The sequence below is a fragment of the Lewinellaceae bacterium genome (assembly GCA_020636105.1).
In the GTDB taxonomy this organism is placed as follows: Bacteria; Bacteroidota; Bacteroidia; order Chitinophagales; family Saprospiraceae; genus BCD1.
The window spans coordinates 1,779,455-1,800,911 of sequence record JACJYL010000001.1; the positions used below are offsets into that span (position 1 = coordinate 1,779,455).

At 44.3% G+C, this 21,457-nt stretch carries 16 protein-coding genes; 10 read left to right on the forward strand and 6 right to left on the reverse strand.

The window, feature by feature from the left end; all coding sequences use genetic code 11:
- Positions 1-115 precede the first annotated feature (115 nt).
- The gene (locus H6571_06555) at positions 116-1,429 is read left to right on the forward strand and encodes a DUF4856 domain-containing protein (GenBank protein MCB9323386.1); all 1,314 of its coding nucleotides are present in this window, start codon (positions 116-118) and stop codon (positions 1,427-1,429) included.
- A gap of 59 nt (positions 1,430-1,488) precedes the next feature.
- Positions 1,489-1,968, forward strand: coding sequence for a hypothetical protein (locus H6571_06560; protein MCB9323387.1), 480 nt, complete (start codon positions 1,489-1,491; stop codon positions 1,966-1,968).
- A 310-nt stretch (positions 1,969-2,278) separates the two neighbouring features.
- Here H6571_06560 and H6571_06565 read toward each other — a convergent pair whose 3' ends face one another.
- The 5 genes from H6571_06565 to H6571_06585 form a co-directional block, all read right to left on the reverse strand.
- Entirely contained in the window at positions 2,279-4,657 is a 2,379-nt protein-coding gene (locus tag H6571_06565; GenBank protein MCB9323388.1) for a PD40 domain-containing protein, read from the reverse strand.
- A gap of 396 nt (positions 4,658-5,053) precedes the next feature.
- Positions 5,054-6,238 (reverse strand): TlpA family protein disulfide reductase, encoded by a 1,185-nt coding sequence (locus tag H6571_06570; protein MCB9323389.1) that lies wholly within the window; start codon positions 6,236-6,238, stop codon positions 5,054-5,056.
- A 1,151-nt stretch (positions 6,239-7,389) separates the two neighbouring features.
- Complete coding sequence (locus H6571_06575) at positions 7,390-9,516, reverse strand: OmpA family protein (protein ID MCB9323390.1); 2,127 nt, start codon at positions 9,514-9,516, stop codon at positions 7,390-7,392.
- Between the two features lie 212 nt (positions 9,517-9,728).
- Complete coding sequence (locus H6571_06580) at positions 9,729-10,592, reverse strand: UbiA family prenyltransferase (protein MCB9323391.1); 864 nt, start codon at positions 10,590-10,592, stop codon at positions 9,729-9,731.
- 623 nt (positions 10,593-11,215) lie between these two features.
- A complete protein-coding gene (locus H6571_06585; GenBank protein ID MCB9323392.1) occupies positions 11,216-11,755 on the reverse strand; it encodes a DUF1573 domain-containing protein in 540 nt (179 codons plus the stop codon).
- Between the two features lie 284 nt (positions 11,756-12,039).
- On the opposite strand from H6571_06585, the gene H6571_06590 reads away from it, so the two are divergent.
- From H6571_06590 to H6571_06605, 4 genes are read left to right on the forward strand one after another with little or no spacing between them, the layout of a single operon-like run.
- Positions 12,040-13,098, forward strand: coding sequence for a saccharopine dehydrogenase NADP-binding domain-containing protein (locus H6571_06590; protein ID MCB9323393.1), 1,059 nt, complete (start codon positions 12,040-12,042; stop codon positions 13,096-13,098).
- Between the two features lie 43 nt (positions 13,099-13,141).
- Positions 13,142-13,693: an RNA polymerase sigma-70 factor gene (locus H6571_06595; GenBank protein MCB9323394.1), complete on the forward strand. Its 552-nt coding sequence runs from the start codon at positions 13,142-13,144 to the stop codon at positions 13,691-13,693.
- Between the two features lie 51 nt (positions 13,694-13,744).
- On the forward strand, positions 13,745-14,737 hold the full coding sequence (locus H6571_06600) for a FecR domain-containing protein (protein ID MCB9323395.1): 993 nt from the start codon (positions 13,745-13,747) through the stop codon (positions 14,735-14,737).
- A 48-nt stretch (positions 14,738-14,785) separates the two neighbouring features.
- Complete coding sequence (locus tag H6571_06605; protein MCB9323396.1) at positions 14,786-17,419, forward strand: TonB-dependent receptor; 2,634 nt, start codon at positions 14,786-14,788, stop codon at positions 17,417-17,419.
- Positions 17,420-17,597: 178 nt separating this feature from the next.
- Here H6571_06605 and H6571_06610 read toward each other — a convergent pair whose 3' ends face one another.
- Positions 17,598-18,662, reverse strand: a complete 1,065-nt coding sequence (locus H6571_06610) for a redoxin family protein (GenBank protein MCB9323397.1) — start codon at positions 18,660-18,662, stop codon at positions 17,598-17,600.
- 51 nt (positions 18,663-18,713) lie between these two features.
- Between H6571_06610 and lipB the strand changes: the two genes are divergently transcribed.
- The 4 genes from lipB to H6571_06630 all read left to right on the forward strand — a co-directional run bounded on the left by lipB (position 18,714) and on the right by H6571_06630 (position 21,447).
- On the forward strand, positions 18,714-19,418 hold the full coding sequence (gene lipB / locus H6571_06615; GenBank protein MCB9323398.1) for a lipoyl(octanoyl) transferase LipB: 705 nt from the start codon (positions 18,714-18,716) through the stop codon (positions 19,416-19,418).
- A 246-nt stretch (positions 19,419-19,664) separates the two neighbouring features.
- Positions 19,665-20,300 carry a rhomboid family intramembrane serine protease gene (locus H6571_06620; protein MCB9323399.1) on the forward strand — a complete coding sequence of 212 codons (636 nt, stop codon included), beginning with the start codon at positions 19,665-19,667 and terminating at the stop codon, positions 20,298-20,300.
- Positions 20,301-20,402: 102 nt separating this feature from the next.
- A complete protein-coding gene (locus H6571_06625; protein MCB9323400.1) occupies positions 20,403-20,984 on the forward strand; it encodes a sigma-70 family RNA polymerase sigma factor in 582 nt (193 codons plus the stop codon).
- Between the two features lie 124 nt (positions 20,985-21,108).
- Positions 21,109-21,447, forward strand: a complete 339-nt coding sequence (locus tag H6571_06630; GenBank protein MCB9323401.1) for a hypothetical protein — start codon at positions 21,109-21,111, stop codon at positions 21,445-21,447.
- Positions 21,448-21,457 lie beyond the last annotated feature (10 nt).

Below are 21,457 nucleotides of genomic sequence, written 5' to 3' on the forward strand. Positions count from 1 at the left end.
TTATTGGCTATTTAGGAGGGTTATTGTTTGAAAATTACTAGATTTATGCTTTGGAACGATTCTTTCTGTCATGGAAATGAAATTCGGTTTTCATTGCTCAATAAATCTTTGAAAAATGCACAAGGCGCTCCACTATTTTACCCTATTATCTTTGCTAATAGTGTTCATTCTCCAGGGGTGTTCTCATGATCCTGATGAAACGCCGGTCATTATTGTACCCGAGGAGGAAGTCCCAAATGTCTATTATTTTGAACGGGACGGACACAATAATGTCTTCAATTCCGGGCAGGTATGCAGGAACCTGATCATCCAGGATTTTGAGATTCTGGTAAAAAGGCTGGCAGAACCAGGTGCCGTGCCGATAGCCTTTGAAGATTTGTATAAGTATTATGATAATGGCGGGGTAACCATCAGTGGCCCAACGCTGACTGCCGTCAACATGCCTTTGCTTGTCTCCACTATTTACGAAATTTCATCGGTCCGTGATTTGAAGGGAAGGGTTTACGGTCCTTATGCCAATAAAATCCATGCAGACATGGAATACTGGTGTGCGACCATTGCTGAAAATTCTCATGATCCTTCAAAAATAGGCACTTACCGGGTGTATATCGATGAAGAAACCGGCCACGATATGGTACAGATGTTTAAACTGACGGCCATGGGGGGCGTCATGTGGCAGCACGGGTTACATGCTTATTTTCATTATGTGGAAAATGACAACAACGATACCATTGTCACTTTTCCCGGGGTCACCTGGTTGCATTATACCTGGATGGAACACCATCTTGACGAGGTTTTTGGTTATTACGGAGCGGCCCGGAAATTCCATGATTTTACAGATGAAGACCTCGTTGACTATGCTGAAGGGGGGAATTACTTGGATAATTTTCAGGTGGATGGGAAACTCGATTTTTCTACGGAGTATAATTTTTTGTTTGCGCGCCTGGCTGCAGAACGTGACCTGGGGTCTCAAACGCATACGGATTTTTCAAAAACCATTTTTGACGGCTTTTATGATGCCCGCGTTGCCATAGTGGAAAAGGATTACGATAAACTTATTGAACGCAAGGCTGTAATACTGGATAACTGGGAAAAAGTCGTGGCTTCCAGTGCCGTGCACCATCTTAATGAAGTGGTCCGGGAGCTGGATTTTTTAAAAGACTACCCGGGAGCCAGTCCTGAGCGGTTTTATATGCATTGGTCCGCTATGTTTAAGTACACGGAAATGCTGCGTTACAATTACGACAACCGGTTCACGGGGTATAAAGAGGTGTTGGATGAAAAATTTATTACTTCAGCAGTACCTTTCCCTAAAGCCATTGTGGATGATGTTTCAAAAATAAACGACTATAAAACCGGCTTACTGGATGCCAGGGCCATCATTCAGGGGATTTACGATTTTGATCCGGCAGATGTTGAAAACTGGTAATGACCCGATTTACAAAAAACGGAGTAAACAATTTTATCTATTATAAATCTATAAATTCAATGACAAAATCTAATAAAAATATTCAACCCGGAATCGGTTTAGGTTCCATCAAGTTCGGGATGACTCGTGATCAGGTGGAGGCCATCCTGGGAGAACCCGGTGAAAAAGAAATGTTTTCTTATACCGGTGGCGATGATGATATTGCAGAACTTTGGCATTATGATGAACTCGAGTTATCGGCCAGTTTCGACGAAGAGGATGACTGGCGGCTGGTAACCTTGTCGGTTACAGGGGAAGACTATCTCCTGGAAGGCATGCCTGTCATAGGGTTGACCCAGGAAGCGCTCAAGGCAACCTTGTTGAAATTGGACATCACTGACCTGGAGTACGAGGATCTCTCTTCGGCGGAAAATCCTTCTCACGAATTACTTGCTACCGATGATTACGGCCTCAATTTTTGGCTGGATAATGGGATAGTTTCCGAAATACAATGGATCCCTGATTTTTTGGATGATGAAAAGATCGATTGGCCAGAATAAAACATGAGTCATCCCGAATTTCATCTAATCAGATTAAATTCGGGATTTTTCTTTTACAAAAGAAATAAACCGCAAAATTTAAAACAAGTAACCGCAAAATTTAGAAGTGTTTGGGTCGTGGGTTAGGTGTTTTGCGACAAAAAATGACTTTTTTCCAAAACCCGAACCTTTTGCCCACTTACTTTTACATTTTAAATTCCTTGTTTTACATTTTACATTTAAAAAATACTTCAAATAATCAAAAAATTTCTATTTCAGACAGTTTTTGAAAATTCGGGATGACTCATGTTTTGAGATAAATTAGACGGTACTATTTCACTTTTTTCAATTCTCCATTAACGTCTTCTACCACGAAAGCCGCTTTAAAACCAGCCGATTTGGCTTTGCCTAAAGCCACATTTGCTTCACCAAGACTATCAAAACCAGCAAGGTATTTTACGGTATATTTTCCCTTAATTCGCTCTTCAATAACCCCAAGATCTTTTATCTGGGAATCATCGAACCATTTGGTATTGGTATAAGCAGCCAATTGTACTTTGTACCGGCCGATGGCATCCCCGTAATTGGGTGTACCCGGAGTACCTGAATTGTCGCTTACTCCTTTGATGCCGGAAACGCCATCTTCTGTAACAATAAACGGACCTTTGTAGCCTCTTGCTTTGATGGCATTAAGTGCTTTGGTCGCTTCATCACGGCTGGTAAAAGTACCTACACGGACTTTGTATAAGCCGTCAATTTCCCTGGCATAAACGGTTCCAAGGTCACTTAGCCCCTGGTAAAGTTCAATTTCAGGAGTCTTGATGGCGGCAATCTGAACAGCAAATCCACTCTCAATAGTCTCCGCTGGTTGTACTGGCCCATCAGGCGTGGTATCCACGTAAGGATCCTCGCCAAAGCCTGTACTTGCAGAAGTCGGCAGGAAGGAGATCACGCCTAAAATACTGCGGTCAAAACCATCTTCGGTCCTTACGGTAACATTCAAATCCTGGTAGGCTTGTTTTGAAAAACGAAGCACATAGGTTGAATACGGACTAAGCGAGAGGAAGTAGTTCCCGCTCGCATCACTTTGTACCTGGGCGGTACTTCCTGTCGCCTGATTGGTTGCCGAAACCACCACCCCCGGAACGGGTTGGTTCGTGGTATAATTGATAATTCTTCCGGCATAGGCCTCCCCTACTCTACTCATGGATACATCATAAGTTCTGCTGGTATTGGTGCCAAGGGTGGAAATTTGAAGTGTGGTACTCTGGTATCCGTCCTTTTTAATAATCAGATTACAGGAAAGGCCCTGAACAGCCTGGAAACTATAAATACCTCTTTCGTCAGCCTGATAAACCTGTTCTCCACAATTACTGAAATCAACCAGGGCATTGGGCACCGGAGAACCATCTACCGCATTGGTAATTCGAATGACCACATAGTCTGCTGATCGGTTTACGCGGTAAATATCCTCGTTCCCGCGACCGTTGAGCCGGTTGGAAGTCAGGTATCCAACATTGCGGAAAGTATCATAAATGTATCCATAATCATCATAGGAGGAGTTGATGGCATTGCCCAGGTGGAAAATTTTGGTCCAACGACCAGAAGTTTCCTCTGCGCGAAAAACGTCCATCCCGCCAAGCCCTTGATGCCAGTCGGAAGAGAAGTACAGCATACTCCCGTCGAAATACGGAGTAATTTCATCCCCCGGGGAATTCACCACCGGGCCGAGGTTTTGCGGGGCGCTCCATGAGTTGGCTGATTTGTAGGACACATAAATGTCAAATCCACCAAAACCGTCAGGACGGTCAGAGGCAAAATAAAGGGCATTGCCATCAGGCGAAAAAGCAGGATAACCTGTGGAATACCCGGAACCGTTAAAAGGAAAACTTACCACATTGGTCCAGTCACCATTGGAGGAGATATCCGCGGTATAGATACTCAATTCCAGCCCCGTGGCAGGAATTTGCCGGGTGCCGTCCACAAAGTTATTTTTGGTAAAAGCCACTCTTTTTCCATCAGGTGAAAAAGAAAGCGGGCCTTCATTATAAGCATTGGTTTCATTACTTTTCAGGAAAATAGGAGATTCCAGGTAACCGCTGGATCCAATACTTGCTATAAAAAGCTGGTTATTGGCTTTGCCCGTCCAGGAGGACGAAGAACGGTAAATGTCCGTCCGGGAAGAAGCATAAATGACTTGCTGCTTCCCATAATAAGCGGCGCCAAAATCCGAAGCGGAAGTGTTGATGAATTCATTGGTTACCGTATAGGAAGAAGTGACCCCCAACTGCGTTTTGGCAAAGTCGCAGCTCTGGGCAAAGTGATTGCCAATGACGGCATCCTCATCCCGGGCATACAATAAATACCATTGTTTGGCCACATCGTATTTTCCGAGGGCTTTGAGTACATGTCCGTACATCAAAATAAATATTTTGTCCACATCCTTATCCCGGCAAACATCGGCGAAAATGGTAGCAGCCTCCTCCATTTGGTTTAGCCTGCGGTAACAATCCGCCAGTTTAGACTTGGCTTCAGTATCGTCTGATTTTTTGTCAAGTGCCGCCTTGTATGAACCGACAGCCAAGTTATAGGCATGTAGGTCATATTGTGTATTGGCGGTTCGTAATAAACTTTTGAAGGTTTGCCCGGAAGCAGGCACCGTAAAAGCAAGTGCTAGGACGGAGAGCAGGGCAATTTTTAGAATTTTCATAGTTGAAATTTAAAATTTACTTGGAAATGTAGATCTTTTTTGAATGATACAATGATTCGATGATGAAATGATTCAATTGCTTAGGGATACAAGGATTGAATGAAAAAATATAACATTGAATCACTGTATCATTTCATCATTGAATCATCGAATTATTGCCTACGTAAAGTTAACAACATTTTAATCCGTTTACAACTTTGGTTAAAAGTAAATAAAATTTGTATGTAAACACAATGCACGATAATTTAACGATGAACTTTAGCTTTTGGGATGTTTGTTATTATTTCTGTCCTGGTATCTTGAAAATTAATGATTCAATACTTGAACATGTCGAACTGAATCGGGTGTTCATTATCCTGAGATTATTTTTGTGAAAAAAGGGTTTCAATCCGGGGCCTATCGTTTCAAATACCCTTCCACAAATTCCATCAGTTCCTGCCCGTGAATATTCTTGGCAATGACCTTTCCATCGGCATCCAGGATGAAATTTGCGGGGATGGTTTGGATGCGAAGCCTTTCCATGAATGGAGCATCGTCGCCCATCAGGTGGGAGGCGTTGGGCCAGCGGGTGGTCCCGTCTTTTTCTATGGCGTTTTTCCAGGCTCCTTCACTTGCCTCCAGCCCGTAAGCTATTACCTGGAATCCTTTTTCATGGTAACTATCCCACAAGGGAACCAAAATGTTGCGGTTTTCCTTCCGGCAAGGCGCACACCAGGAAGCCCACATATCCAGAACTGTCAGGCGGCTTCCCAGTAGAGCATGCAGGTTGGTGGTATCGCCGGAGGCCATGGGCAGGGGAGTATCCGGCACCTGGTCGCCTACGAGCACGGGTAATTGATCCCGGTTTCCTTTGCTGCAAAGTTGATTCACCCATGGATGGTCCGGGACGGTTTTTTGCCATTTTTCGCATTGGGAAACCAGGAATTCCGGCACCCTTTCGTAATCGTTTCCGGGGCTTACCCAGCGGATGGCAGTGATCGCCGGAAGAAAGTAATTGGTAGAATTGGCAAAATGTATCAATTGTTTTTGGAAGTTCAGCAAAGCCGCTTCTTCATCCATGAGTTGTTCCGCATCGTGTGATTCGGAATGATCCTTATCCAGGAATTGTCGAAACGCTTCCAGTCGGATGTCCCGCAACTTTAGCAATTCCCCATTGGCAGGGGAAGGATCCTTGATGGAAAAACTGCTCTGGAAGTGTGTCATATCGGCCGTCAAAGTAATGTTTTCTCCGTTTTCCCAAATGATAGGGAAATAGTTGGAATGGGGTAGGTCGTCATTGTCCAGCCGGTTAAAATAGCGCGCTCCTTTTTTCTGGACAGCCAGTTCGAACAGGGTCGGACCGGATACTTTCGGCATATTTTCAAAGGTAAAACTGCCCTCCGGCTCCACCGCAGCAGAATCAATGACCTCCCCGGTGAATGCGGTGGCCACCTCATCCATGTTGAGGGGCATAATCAGGTAAACCATTGGCGTCCATTCGTCGTTATGAGCATTGTTAATGGTTCCGGAAATGGGCCCTTGTGCTGTGCAGCCTGTGGCCAGGGCCAGGAGCGAAAAAGAAAAATAGGAGATGAGTTTCATTTTTTGAGTGATTTAAGCAGCGAATTTACTAAAATCCGGGGCTTCAACCAACAATGCCGGGTTATTATAGTGGCGAAGATGACCCCGGTAACCAGCTTCTGGCCAGAATCGCAGAATATAGAGCAAAGTGACATGGCAACGGAGCGGAAAATAAAGAGTCTGGAGCAAATGTCGAATACCGAATAACGAACCTGTCTACTGAAGCAGTCTACTGTATATCCATAAATGCTTGCAGGAATGCAGGTATTATTCAACCCATTCCAGGCCTGTCTGCCGCCGGCTTTGCAAGGCAGGGTTGCCAGATATGTGCTTTTTATCAATGGATTACATCCATTGCCATTAATACCTGCCGGCAGGCAGGCAGGTTGATTCCCTTTCGGGAATGTATTTTAGCAATGAGAAACGAATTAATTGAATCATCCTGTAAAAAATCCAAAATCCCCAACGGGGATGAATCTCAATTAACACAGTATGAAATGCTGTGTTAAAACAATATCTGCAGGCAACCCTGGAATGGGTTGTATTTTATTTTACCCCTATAGAAAATTTATGTATATACGGTAGCTGACGCAGTAAGGGAGGTATCGAAATTTTACAACAAGTAACCAGCAACGAGCAACAAGTAACCAGTAATTTGCCCGAGACGACACCTTAAGCCAGCCCTTGAAGCCAGCCCGGCGAAGATGTCACCTCGGTAACGCAACAAGTAACGAGCAACCAGCAACAAGTATCCAGTAATTTGCCCGAGACGACACCTTAAGCCAGCCCTTAGAGCCAGCCCGGCGAAATGCTGTGTTAAAACAATATCTGCAGGCAACCCTGGAATGGGTTGTATTTTATTTTACCCCTATAGAAAATTTATGTATATACGGTAGCTGACGCAGTAAGGGAGGTATCGAAATTTTACAACAAGTAACCAGCAACGAGCAACAAGTAACCAGTAATTTGCCCGAGACGACACCTTAAGCCAGCCCTTGAAGCCAGCCCGGCGAAGATGTACCTCGGTAACGCAACAAGTAACGAGCAACCAGCAACAAGTATCCAGTAATTTGCCCGAGACGACACCTTAAGCCAGCCCTTGAAGCCAGCCCGGCGAAGATGTCACCTCGGTAACGAGCAACAAGCAACGAGCAACCAGCAACCAGCCTCATCTAGTTTCCCAATTCCCCCAGCACCCGAAACTCCGTTCTCCGATTCATTTGGTATTCTTCTTCGCTACAGTCGACGCCGTCAACACAATGATTGACCGGTTTGGTTTCCCCGTAACCGATGGCGACCAGGCGTTTCGGGCTGATGCCTTTGTTGATAAGGTATTGAACGATAGCATGGGCCCTTCGCTGCGACAATTTTTCGTTTACAGTGCTGGAGCCTTTGGAGTCGGTATGGGAACTGATCTCTACAATGATATCCGGGTTCTCCTGGAGTAATGCGAGTAATTTTTCCAACTCAATTATGCCTTCTTTTCGCACGCTTGCCCGGCCTGAATCGTAATAAATATTGAGCAAATAAGCTACAGAGTTATCCTCTTCGTACACTTTTTTACTGATCTCAAAGGCTTTTTCGCCCGTTTTGGAAGTGAGCAACTGCGGTTCCGCCTCTGCAGTTCGTTTGAAAGGCTGCATATAGATGTCGATCAAAAAAGTACGGACTTCCTGTGACTCGACGCAGTATGTCTGGTCTATTTTTTTGGTAAAAAAGTCGTCCTTTCTGGCCTTGAGCCCATAGCAGAAATCTCCCGGCAGATCTATCATGAAATGACCATCAGCATTAGATTGGAATTCGCGGACAAACCCGGTATTTGTATTGTTTAATAACAGCAGGGTATTGGCAACCGGCATACCTGAAAACTGGTCAATGACGGTGCCTTCGATACGGGAAACGAGTTGCGGTTCCTTTTGCATGAGGAAGTACAAAGTATCCCCCGGAGTAATGTCTTTGTTGCAAAGCCGGATTTTATCCTGTTTGTATTTTGGCTTATCGCTGTAAATATCGAAACAGTCATTTTTCAAGAGGCTGATGTTGTAAAACCGGTCAGAAGTTTTTTCGATGACTACGTTTTCGGATCTTGCCATGAGGTTAAAATCGGAAAGAATCAGCTCACTTTCTTCATCCACAGCAGCCATCCAGAATGTTTTTTCAGAATTGTGTTTGTAATGGAAGATCCGGTCAACTCCCTTTCTGTTGGTGGTGAAAAAGCCATTGGATTCATCCTCGCTAACGATGATGCCGAAATCGTCAAAAGAAGAATTGACGGGTGCACCAATATTTTCCACATTTTCCCAAAGGCCGTTTTCATTCTCCGTGACCACAAAAATATCCTGTCCACCCATGCCGAGATGGCCATCAGAGGAGAAATACAATTTGCTGTTGGAGTGATAAAAAGGGTACAGTTCATCCCCATCTGTATTGACTGTAGGCCCCAGGTTTATGGGGTTCTGCCACTGTCCGTTTTCCCAGGAAGTCACGTAAATGTCCTTACCGCCGAATCCGCCCGGCATATCTGAAGAAAAGAAGAGGCGGTTGCCGTCCGGGGAAAGGGAAGGGTGGGCAACTGAATAGGCTGCGTTGTTAAAGGGCAAAGGCAGCAGGTTGCTCCATTCCCCGTTTTCGTAATTGATGGAGAACACAATTTCCAGTCGGATCACTCCGCTGTTGGTGGCATCTGCCTGGTTTTGGGTAAGGTAAATTTCTTTTTGATCAGCGGTAAAGGTGGCAATGGCACGATTGGGAATATTGTCGAGATCGATCGTGAATTTTTTGGGTGGGCCGAAGGTCAATTGGCCGGCCGATTCCTGGTAATCGACGAAAAACAGGTTGAAAGGATCCTTGTTGCCCAGGCTGTCCAGTGGTTTGACCGCTCCGAAAACGATGCCGTTTTTATAAAAAGCAGGAGCAAGGGCCTCGTTGAAATAATTATTGATATTCAAATCAGACAACTCGTAGTCTGATGCTTTGGCCTCGAGCTGCCTGGAGAACCCACAGACATCCTTGAGGGTTGGTTTGCGCAGGTCATAGGGTTTGAGCTTCAGAAATTGATTGAAGACTTGCTGGGCCGTATCGCATTTCCCGTTGTGAAGCAATACTTTGCCGTATTGAAAATAATTAGAGGCATCCGTTTCCGGAAGGTTGATGATCTGGCTGAACCAGGTTTCAGCCGCGACGTAATCTTTATTTTTCACATAGGCATTGGCCAATGCAGTCTTTATTTCCGGAAGGTCATCTTTTTCCAGAATGTCCAGATATACATCTATGGCCTCGCTGTAGTTGAGCGATTCCATAAACTTTTGCGCCTTTTTTAATTTGCTTTTTTGTGCGGGGAGGTTTACTGCAAAGCAAAGCAACGCAAGGATTGCGAGAATTGTGTGTTTACCCATGATCTTTTTATGTCCCGTGTAGTAGAAGTATTCGTTGCTAAGTTTTGGGCCTATGATTGTATGTTACTTACAAAAATACATTTTTTTCTGATTTAAAAAACGGATTAGCCAAAACGTTATACAAAAATGTCAAGGATCATCAGAGTGCCGAAAACGAGACTGGCGATGCCGTTCGTGGTGAAAAACGCCAGGTTGACCCGGCTGAGATCGTCGGGTTTTACAATGGAGTGCTGGTAAATTAGCATGAAAACAAATACAGCCGTTGCCACCCAGGTCATCCATCCAAATTCAGGATAAGTCTGTTGTAGCAAATAGGCCGCCGCGATGATCAGCAGACCACTGATCACGTGTAATATTTCCGATAACCTTAGGGCTTTAGCCTTTCCCAGGGCGGCAGGGATAGAATTTAACTTATTTTCCTTATCAAAGGACTCATCCTGGAGGGCATAAATAATATCAAACCCGGATACCCAAAATAAAACGGAAAAGGATAGGACGATAGGGATGAGATCAAAACCGCCGCCGGCAGCAAGGTAGGCTCCGATGGGAGCGAGACCCAGCCCTGCCCCTAAAACAAAATGGCAGAGGTAGGTGAACCGTTTGGTATAGCTGTAGCCCAGCACAACCACCAGTGCCACGGGTGAAAGTTTGAATACCAGCGGGTTGATCAGCCAGGTGGTGGCGATAAAAAAGAGGCTGCTCAAAATGACAAAGGTCAAAGCTGACCTGGAGGAAATGACCCCGGCAGGGATTTCCCGATTTTGTGTCCGGGGATTGACCTTGTCTATGTCCCTGTCCAGGAATCTGTTAAAAGCCATGGCGGCACTTCTGGCAAATATCATACAAAGGATCACAAAACCAAAATTCCGCAGGCTGAAAAAGTAGCCCAGTTTCAGGTATGCAAGGAAAAAGCCGAGCAACGCAAAAGGCAGTGCAAAAATAGTATGACTGAATTTGATCAGGGAAAAATATTGCTTCATATATGCTTAAATAATTTATTCGAATTTCGTGTTAAGGGTTTCGACTGACGAAAAAGAACCCTTTTAATAGCATTCAGTTCAAAACATTCCTCCTCACATGGAGTGCAGCGACATCCTGAGCACTTAGTAACAGGACAATTTTAAACGGATAAAACTTCAAGAATCAGCTACGCCGACCTTATTGGTTTTGAATATTTAACCGCCGAAAACAATCAGGTGCAGAGCACCTTAATCTTTGTCACCAAACAAGAGAAAAGAGAATTCAAGGTGCAGCGCACCGCAACGTTATCTCCTTGAATTAAATTTAGGTTGCGGTGCGCGGCACCTTTGATTATTTTGGGGCATTTTTACAACAAATATTGCGGTAGCCTGTCCTCGGCATACGATGCCGGGACGCTGCACCTCACCAAAATTCGGTGGTTACTAAATCAAAACCAAAAAGGCCGTGGCAAAAGAATATAATTCAATATTCGTTTATTTTTGTCCATGAACCCAGTTTCGTAATCCACGCATCCTCTCCTAATTGCCACGCCAGCACAATAGTATCAAATATTCTCAAAATAAAAAAGCCCATGAGCGGTTATACTCACAGGCTTTAATATTTTTTATCAAAATGCTCCCAATTACTGAGAAACCTGAATTTGTGGTTTTTCAGCTCCTTCACCACCTTCAGCAGGATTCACATTACCGGTCAGGTAAATGAAAGTTTGCGGAGGATTGGTGTTACCGGTAAGGGTAACTTTTTGGTTACGCTTTCCTTTTTTGTTCTTAGAGTTGAACTCAACAGAAACGATTCCGGTAGCTCCTACAGCGATAGGCTCTCTTGGCCACGTTGGAACAGTACATCCGCAGCTTCCTTTAGCGTTGCTGAAGATCAGAGGCTCATTTCCTGTGTTTTTGAACTTGAAAGTGTGCGAAACTTTTTCACCTTCATCTACTGTTCCGAAATCAAAAGTGGTTTCTTCAAACTCGATAGAAGTTGTTGGTCCCGCAGGAACAGCAGGCTCCTGAACGGCAGAAGGATCCACACTCTGAGGCTGTACTGAGTTGGTCGCAACATCTTCACGAGCTGCATTACGAACATCCTGATTTCCTTGCTGGCAGCTGCCTAAGAAGGCTACCATAAAAACCGCTAATAAAGGGAATTTTAATTGCTTGAACATTGTGTATTATTTTTTAATTAATTAAATGGATTGCAAAATTAAACAATCATTTTCAAATGCAAAGTTACTAATTGATTTATTCTATCCTGTTAATAGGCAATCAATAATTGTTAACGACCTGTTAACCCTTTCTTTTAGCATTAAATTTTGATGTTTTTCAGCCCTAATTACTTAATCTTCATTCTTTTAGGACCGGATCGAAGTGATTTAAAAGAAAAATTTCAATGCCTTTGATTTTTATTCTAAATTTGACGTTTCACCACTAAATTACCTTAAAAACGACAATCATGCAATTTATGATATACGGAGCGAGCGGATATACCGGAAAATTGATCGCCGAAGAAGCTGCTGCTCTTGGTTTTAAACCCATTCTCGCCGGAAGAAACGAAGCCAAAATCAAACCCCTTGCAGATCATCTGGGATTCGATTTTAAAATATTCGATCTGGAGGATGAAAAAACACTGGATGCTGCTCTGTCCGATATTACCGTTATTTTGCATTGTGCCGGTCCCTTCAAATTTACGGCCCGTCCTATGATGCAAGCCTGTTTACGTACCCAAACCCATTACCTTGACATTACGGGGGAGATTGAAATTTTCGAATATGCTCATCATCTGGATGCTGCCGCCAAAAAAGCGGGAATCATGCTCATGCCCGGGGTAGGTTTTGATGTGGTACCCACCGATTGTTTGGGACAATACCTGAAAAAACAACTTCCCGATGCCACCTCACTGGAATTAGGGTTTGCGGGAATTGGGAAAGCAGGTTGGTCAAAAGGAACCGCCTCAACGGCTGTCGTCAATCTCGGAAAAGGATCGGCAGAGCGCAGGAACGGCAAGATTGAGATCGTTCCCCTCGGGCACAAAACGTTGTGGAAGTCTTTCAGGGGTAAAAAAATGTTTTTTATGTCTATTCCCTGGGGCGATGTATCTACCGCCTTCCATTCCACCGGAATTCCGGATATTGTCACTTACTCAGGAATTAATCCCAATCAATACAAATGGATCAGGTTGCAGAAGTATTTCAACTGGCTGCTGGGCATGCCATTGGTTAAAAAAATGGCCTTGTCGAGATTGCAAAAAGGCCCTGCCGGACCCACCACTGAAGAACGCTCCTCTTCCGAGACTTTTGTATGGGGAGCCGCAAAAAATGAGAGGGGAGATATAAAAAGAGCGCGTTTAATTACCCCCAACGGTTATACCCTTACGGTACTAAGTAGCTTACTCATTGTACAAAAGGTTTTGAACGGAAAGTTAAAATCAGGGTTTCAAACGCCTTCCTTAGCCTATGGGGAACAACTGGTGCTGGAGGTTGAAGGAGTTATTCGGGAGGATGAAAATTAAGCCCTTTTTTTTCCACATACTTTAATTATTTTTACCGCAACAAATGCAAAGCCCGGATCGAAATACAAGCTTTTCCCAAAAGGATTTTGAACAACTGTTCAAAACCCATTTTCAGCATTTGTGCCATTTTGCCTATCAATACATTTCCGACCAGGACAGTGCCAGGGACATCACCCAAAAGGTATTCATCAATCTTTGGGAAAATCGCGAGAACATCAATCCTGAAAAATCAATCAGATCCTACTTATTCACTTCTGTGCGAAACCGATGCCTCAATCATATCCGCGATCAGAAAAAATACCGCAGCAAAGTACTGGATCTGGATATTAACGATTTCGAATTTGCCTTTGAAGAGGATCACCTGGCGGTGGAGGAACTCAAAAACAAAATAGTAGAAGCTATGGCAACCTTACCTGAAAAATGCAGAATAGTTTTTGAAATGAGCAGGTATAAAGGTATGAAATACAATGAAATAGCAGAGGAATTGAATATTTCTGTTAAAACAGTAGAAGCTCATATGTCAAAGGCTTTAAAGACGCTGAAGCATCATTTGGAAGATTATATTTTCCTTTTGGTGCTGATTTATTTTTTTTAACCATTTTAACTTAGGGTAAACAGCAATTAAGGTGTAGTATTATTGAAATAAATGACAGACGAGAATAAGCATATTGAATTTATTGAACTCACCGTGAAGTATCTCAGTGGGCAAGCCGGCGAATCAGACGTGAAGCGACTGGAGGACTGGGTATTGGCCTCCCCGGACCACAAAAGAACTTTTAATGAAATAAAACAGGCCTGGATGCTGAGCGGAATCGAAAGCAACACACTTGGCATCGACGTGGAGAGGGAATGGAAAGCGGTGAGTGATGAATTGTTCCAGACGCCTAAGGTGGTCCAGATGCCCCCCCGGCGTGAGGTGGGATTTTACCTGGGCATTGCCGCGACCCTTATCGTCCTGGTAGCCGCTTCGATCTGGTTTTTTATGCCGGGTCGCTCTGCTCAGGTATGGTCCACGCAAAACCAGGTTGCAGTAAACTCCTTGCCGGATGGAAGCCAGGTATCCCTCAATCAGTACGCTTCGGTGGTCGTTGAACCTAAGTTCGACAAAAAAGAACGCCGACTTAAACTGAAAGGAGATGCATTTTTCCAGGTAGAAAGAAATCCGGAAAAACCCTTCATCGTTGAAGCCGAAGAAGTGGAAGTAAAGGTATTAGGTACGGCTTTTTATGTGGATTCGAGGGAAGGACAGCCCAACATCGAAGTGATCGTGCAGTCGGGAACGGTCTCCGTGACAGCCCAGAATCAAAGCATTATCCTCAATGCCGGCGAAACCGGCGTGTATGAAAGAGCTTCCCGCCAACTCATAAAACAAACGAATGAAGATGAAAATTTCCTGGCCTGGAAAACAAATACCTTGGTTTTTGACAATGAAAAACTGGACATCGTAGTGCATGCTTTGAATCGGAAGTTCCATGCACAAATCGAAATGAATATTTCGGATGTCTCCAATTGTTTTATCACCGCCACTTTTGAAAATAAATCCCTGGAGGCCATTATTAAGATCATAGAAAAAACACTGGTTGTAACGGCCAGGAGGGAGGGAGAAAAGATCATTCTTGCGGGGGAAAGTTGTCTTTGATCGTTAAGTCAGATCCTCAATTTCCATAAAACATTCAACCACTCAACCATGCGGATAGCTTTTTTAATGCTGATTTTTTTTGCAGGATTTTCCCGGTTGGCCCAGGCACAGACGGAAATGCCTGACAAAAAAATAACCATCCGTAAATCCAATGCTCCCGTCTCTGAAATTCTGGAAGCCATAACCGCACAAACCGGTATTTATTTTTCATATAGTCCCCATTCCATTGATGTTGAACAGAAAATTTCCTTTTATGTGAGACGCGTGACCCTCCGTGAAGCCATGGAGCAACTCGCCCAAAAAATTTCCATCGAATTTTCCTGGATTGAAGGACAAATGGTCCTCAACCGAAAGCGGGAGATCAAAATGGAAGAACCGGAACTTCCGAAGAAAATCCTAAGTTATACCCTCAGCGGCTTTTTGAATGATGTAGGTTCGGGAGAAACGCTCATCGGGGCCTCCGTATATGTACCGGGAACATCCAAAGGAACCGTCTCCAATGGTTTTGGGTTTTATTCACTGGAACTGCCCAAAGGACAATACGAAATTGAATATTCCTATGTCGGTTTTGAGTCCCAACGCATTTCCATTGATCTCAAGACGGATTTAAAACAAAATATAACGTTGGGTTATGTGAAGTTTGACCTTCCCAGTGTAATTGTCAAAAAAAGTCAGCTCCTGGAGTTTTTAAATGGCAACCAGATGAGCACCATTGGACTGAAGCCGATCAACCTTGAGAATTTGCCGGAATTCGCCGGGGAGGTCGGTCTGATCAAAGGCATACAAACCCTTCCGGGAATTAAAGCCCATAGCGATGGATCTGCTTTTTTTTACGTCAGGGGAGGGGAGCGTGACCAGAACCTCATCATCCTCGATGATGCCACCATCTACAATCCTTCCCATCTTTTCGGCTTTTACTCGGTGATCATTCCTGATTTCACCCGGGACATGAAAATTTTCAAGAGCGATATTCCCGTCAATCTGGGGGATCGAATCTCCTCTATCGTGGACATCCGTACCAAGGACGGGAATCTGAATAAATTTGAATTTAGTGGTTTGGTGAATCCCCTGCTCCGCCGTTATTCGCTGGAGGGGCCCATTGTGAAAGGAAGGAGTTCTTTTTTTACGTCTTTCCGGTATTCCAGGTTCAGGTGGTTGTACAAAAATGTGAATCCTAACCTTGGGCTGCGGTTTTCCGATTTTAACTTCAAATGGAATGGCCGGATCAACGATAAAAACAGGCTGTTTTTTACACTTTTCTTTGGGAATGACCTGGTGGCCAATACTTCGGGTACTTTTAACCTGGGCGGCATCGGCTGGACCAATTTTACCTCCACCCTGCGATGGAACAAGGTTTATAATGACAAGCTTTTTTCAAATACCGTGCTCTATACCGGCGCTTACAATTACCGGCTTTTTGTGGGTAATAACCAGTGGAGTTCCGTAGTTGGAAACCTGAGTTTAAAAAGTGATTACACTTACTTCAAAAGCCCCAGAGCGACCTATAATTTTGGACTGGAACTGCATAGTTATTACTTTAACCCGGGCTCCCTGAATGTGGATACCCTGACCCAATTTTTCCCGGCCATCCAGGAAACCAGCGCCCGGCAGTCGGTTCTGTATGCCAGTGGCAATTACAAACTTTCCGACCGTTGGATGTTCAAGGCCGGGGTGCGGCTGCCGGCCTGGAAAAATTTCGGGCCTGTAGAGTATTATACGTTTGATAATAATTTTGAGGTGATGGATACTGTGGTGGTCAGCGAGCAAAAGCGCTATCATACCTACCGCAATGTGGATCCCCGGCTCAGTCTGAAATTCAATATTGACAGCACCTCTGCCTTAAAGTTGAGTTACGGGATTTACCACCAGTATATGCAACTCATTTCGAATACTTCCAACCCTTTTACCTCCCTGGAAGTATGGTTGCCGAGCAGTCCGACCATTAAACCTCAGCGGTCCGATCAGGTGGCGTTGGGGTATTCAAAATATTTTGGCAAAAAGCAAATTGAATTCACGGCGGAGGCTTATTATAAAAAAATGACCCACCAAATCGATTACGAGACCCATGCCAATACGCTGCTGAATCCGCTCATCGAAGGAGAATTGCGTTTTGGAACCCTTAGAGCCTACGGCATCGAGTTTTTATTTAAAAAAGACATTGGCCGCCTCAATGGCTGGATGGGGTACACCTGGTCGAGAGCCATCCGTACGACGCCGGGAGTCAACGGTGGGCGAGCTTATCCTGCTTTCCAGGACCGGCCCCATGATTTTTCTGTTTTTATCAATTACCGCCTGCGCCCAAGGGTGTTTTTCTCAGCCAACTGGATCTATTCCACAGGCTCGGCCATTTCTACTCCGACGGGCTTTTATACCTTTTATGACCAGACGATACCCGTCTATGATAAAAAGAACAATGACCGTTTGCCGGATTATCACCGGCTGGATGTGGCATTTAAATTTATTTTGAATAAACCGGAAAGGCGTTACAAACACAGCCTGACTTTTTCGCTTTACAATGCTTATGCCCATAAAAATCCCATTGCCATAAACTTCAACAAGATCGAGAATGATAACGGCAATCCTATTGTGCGTGCAAATGCGCTGGGGGAGCAGACTTATATTGCCACCCAGTCGGAATTGATAAGGTTTATGCCTTCGTTGACGTATAAATTTGGGTTTTGAAGGCGTTCAAATTGAGCGCAGTGAAATACCATACACAAGACGATAGAGTTCAAGGATCTAAGGTGACCTCTATCCACTTCGTCTCTATATGCTCATTTTAATCAGTGCTAAAGCGAGAAGCCGAAAATCGTGGGCCAGGCCATTCCTTCCTTCATCCCCAAAATCCCTCAACCTAATCTCAATCAGGATCCGCCGACTCGTTCAGGTCCCCGATTTTGAATCCTGTAAAATCAAGCGGAAAATTACTGCCGGCCACATACTGGTAGGTGGAGGCATTGCCTGAATACTCCTCCGGATAAGGATTGCCCGGAGCACTGAACAAATAATCCGATTTAATGAATCCCCATGAATCGTTATTGGGTAAATTATCACTGATGGCCAGCACGAGTTTTGTCAATTGTATCAAATCGGAAGTCGAGACAGACGAAGAGTGGTTGGCATCTGCCGCCAGGTATTTCCAGGGAGCATCAAAAGTATCGATTCCCAGAATTTGTTTCCTAATTTTGATCAGGTCGAATGTGGTAAGCCCGTTGTTGTAATTTCCGTTTTTGACTACTCCTACTTGATAAACAGAATCGGGCCGCATCAAAACATTTAATCCAAAAAGCCCGCCTGCTCCGATTTCGTCGGGAGTGTAGGGTTCGCCGTCAATCACCAAATCAAAAGAACCGATGGATGTGCCACCGGGCATCATCACTGTACCCGAAAGGTCAAAAGGTTTTCGCGCCCCCGTTTGCCGGATGGCTTGTTCAATAGCAGCGATCGTCGCGGTTTGATTGGGTCCGCTGGGATCAAAGTTTACGGTGCCATCCGGAGCAATGACCACAAAGGTGGGTACCCCTTCAAAAGGTCCCCAATCCCCACTGTAAAAAGGTTGTACTGCCGGGATCGCCCCGCCGTCCACCCCAACGCCGGGATAAGCCATGTTATGGTCAATTTTAAACTGCGCCACATCGGCGCTACTGTCATCATTCTGGATGGACAACGCGATAAACTCCACATCGCCTGTGCCGCTTCCCCAGGATTCGTAGAGGGGTTCAACATAAGGAGCCAGGGCAATACATGGCGGGCAATACGTAAAAAAGAGGTCGATCACTACGGTTTTTCCCTGATTGAGGTAATCGGCATATAGTTTATGGGTTACCCCGTCAGAGTCGACAACGGTAAAATCAGGAGCCAATGGTTGGGCATTTGTTTTTAAAACAAGTACCACTGCGAGGGTTATTAGTATAATTTTTTTCATGATTGGTGTTCATTACTTGTTTAATTACTCAAATTTACGAAAATTTACACCATGCAAAAAGTTAAATTTGAGGACCTGGGACTAATCCCTTATAAAAAAGCGTGGGAATACCAGACGGAAGTGCACCGTCAGCTGATAGACCGTAAACTTGAGGCCCGCAAAAACAAAGAAATCCTGACGGCCCCGGTGCACCGGCTGCTGTTTTGCGAACACCCGCCGGTTTACACCCTCGGAAAAAGCGGCTCTGAAAGTAACATCCTGTTGGACGAAAAAGCGCTGAAAGAGGAAGGTTTCGAATATTTCAAGATCAACCGCGGCGGCGACATCACCTACCACGGCCCCGGCCAGATCGTAGGATATCCTGTTTTTGACCTGGATTTCTTTTTTAATGATGTGCATCAATACGTGCGTTTCCTGGAAGAAGCCATCATTCGTACCCTTCAATATTATGATATTGAGGCTTACCGCATCAAAGAGTATACCGGGGTATGGCTGCCGGAAAAAGGGTTTTTACCCAAAAGAAAAATTTGCGCCATTGGTGTCCACCTGAGCCGGTGGGTTACCTTGCACGGATTCGCCTTCAACGTACACCCCAAACTGAACCATTTCGATAATATCATCCCCTGCGGCATCAACGACACGGATAAGGCCGTAACCTCGCTGGAAAAAGAATTGAATCGCCCTATAGATATTGAAGAGGTGAAAGGTTTGGTAAAACGGCATTTGGGAGAATTGTTTGGCTTTGAGTTGGTGTAATATGGATTCCAAATTTATTAAAAAAAGCATAAGAACTTTAAAAAAGTGGAAAAGAAAATATGAATCACATATCGAATCCTTATAATAAAAATTTGCCATATTGGGAGTCGAAGAATACCCCTTTATACAAAGGTCTCTTTGCGAACATTGCGGCTTCTCCCTGCGCTCCTTGCGTTAAAAACATTCTTTTTTAATTCCCAGGACTCCTAAACTCTTTATTAAAATTAAAACAACCAGTAACAACAAATGCAAGAATATCTCACATTAACCAACATCGTCATCCTGATTACCGTCGTGCTTTCTTTCCAGGCTTTTCAAAAGCCGGATTTAATGCAAAAATTTATTTTTAAGCCGACCATCATCAACGACCATAAGGAATATTCCCGATTTCTGAGCAGTGGTTTCATCCATGCGGACTGGGTCCACCTGGGGGTCAATATGTACATGTTGTATCTTTTCGGGAGATTTTCGGAGAGCCTGTTTTTGTTTTTATTCGGGCATACGGGTGGAAAAATTGCCTTTTTGCTCTTTTACCTGAGTGCTATTGTGGTATCATCTATCCCTTCTTACTTCCGACATAAGGACAATTACACCTATGCAGCCCTTGGGGCTTCCGGAGCTACCTCAGCCCTGGTTTTTGCATATATCCTGTATGCTCCGTGGCAAATGTTTATTTTTCCACCAGTCCCGGCCATTGTATTCGGGGTCCTCTACCTCATTTACTCTTCTTACATGGACAGAAAAGGTACCGACAATATCGGCCATAACCAACACTTTTGGGGCGCGGTTTATGGGTTGACTTTTGTCCTGGTCTCTATGGCCATTACCCGGCCAGATATGCTGGCAGCGGTTTTGGACGGAATTTTGGCGGGGCCTTTTTGATAAAAAAAATCCTGCCCTCCGCAAGCTTTTCCCGCCAATAACATCTTAGCGGTATAAACAATATTTCGTAATTTGACCAAAGTAATCAAAACTGACCTGAAATTGGATGCCGAGGAAAAATTGGTACAGGACCTTCAAGCCGGATCTGAACAAGCGTTTAGTGCCTTGGTCGATCTGTATCAAAATAAGGCGCTCAGCACATGCCTCGGGTTTATCCCCAACCGGCAGGATGCGGAGGATGTGGTTCAGGAAGTTTTTGTGGAGGTATTTCGGTCCGTTGGGAATTTTAAAGGAGAATCCAAGTTGTCGAGCTGGATCTACCGGATCGTGGTCAATAAATCGCTGGAAGCATTGCGTTACAAAAAGCGCAAAAAAAGGAAAGCCTTTTTTCAGTCGCTCATCGGTCTCAATGAACAAAACGGGAGCCTGGACGGCCAGGATTTTGACCATCCCGGAGTATTGATGGAAAACAAAGAAAGATCGAAGGTTTTGTTTTCCAAAATCGACGAGTTACCGGAAAGTCAGCGCGTTGTGTTTACATTATGTAAACTGGACGACCTGAGTTATAGAGAAGCCGCAGAAATTATGAAAACAAGTGTTTCGTCTGTGGAATCACTCATGTTCAGGGCAAAGAAAAACCTGCAGAAAAACCTGGAGGACTATTATAAAAATGAAAAAATTTGATGTGTGGATGTGAGGATGTGCGGATGTGCGGATGTGCGGATGTGGTAAGGAAAAAAAAACGAAAAATCATTAATAATATAAACGGCGCAAGTATTTCTCTCAAAAAACATCCAAAGAATAAATTATGAACAAAAGGAATTTACATATCGAAGAAGAAGTCAGGAAAACCATGGAGATGGCTGACCAAATTCAAAAGGTCGAAGGTAATCCTTACCTCATCACCCGAATTCTTCAGCAGATTGAGCAGGAACAAAGGCGGGAAGTCGGTTTTTTTAGCAGTTTATCTCCTGCCTATAAAATGGCTTTCAGCATTTTCATTATCGCCTTGAACGCAATGGTTTTTTTACAACTCGACAATCTGAATCTACAGGTGGTCAATAATAATCAAACCATTGATGTAGCCGATGAGTACGGACTGGTGGTAGAAGACACTTATGAACTGAGTTATATCCTCGAAAAGTAATTGTAATGGC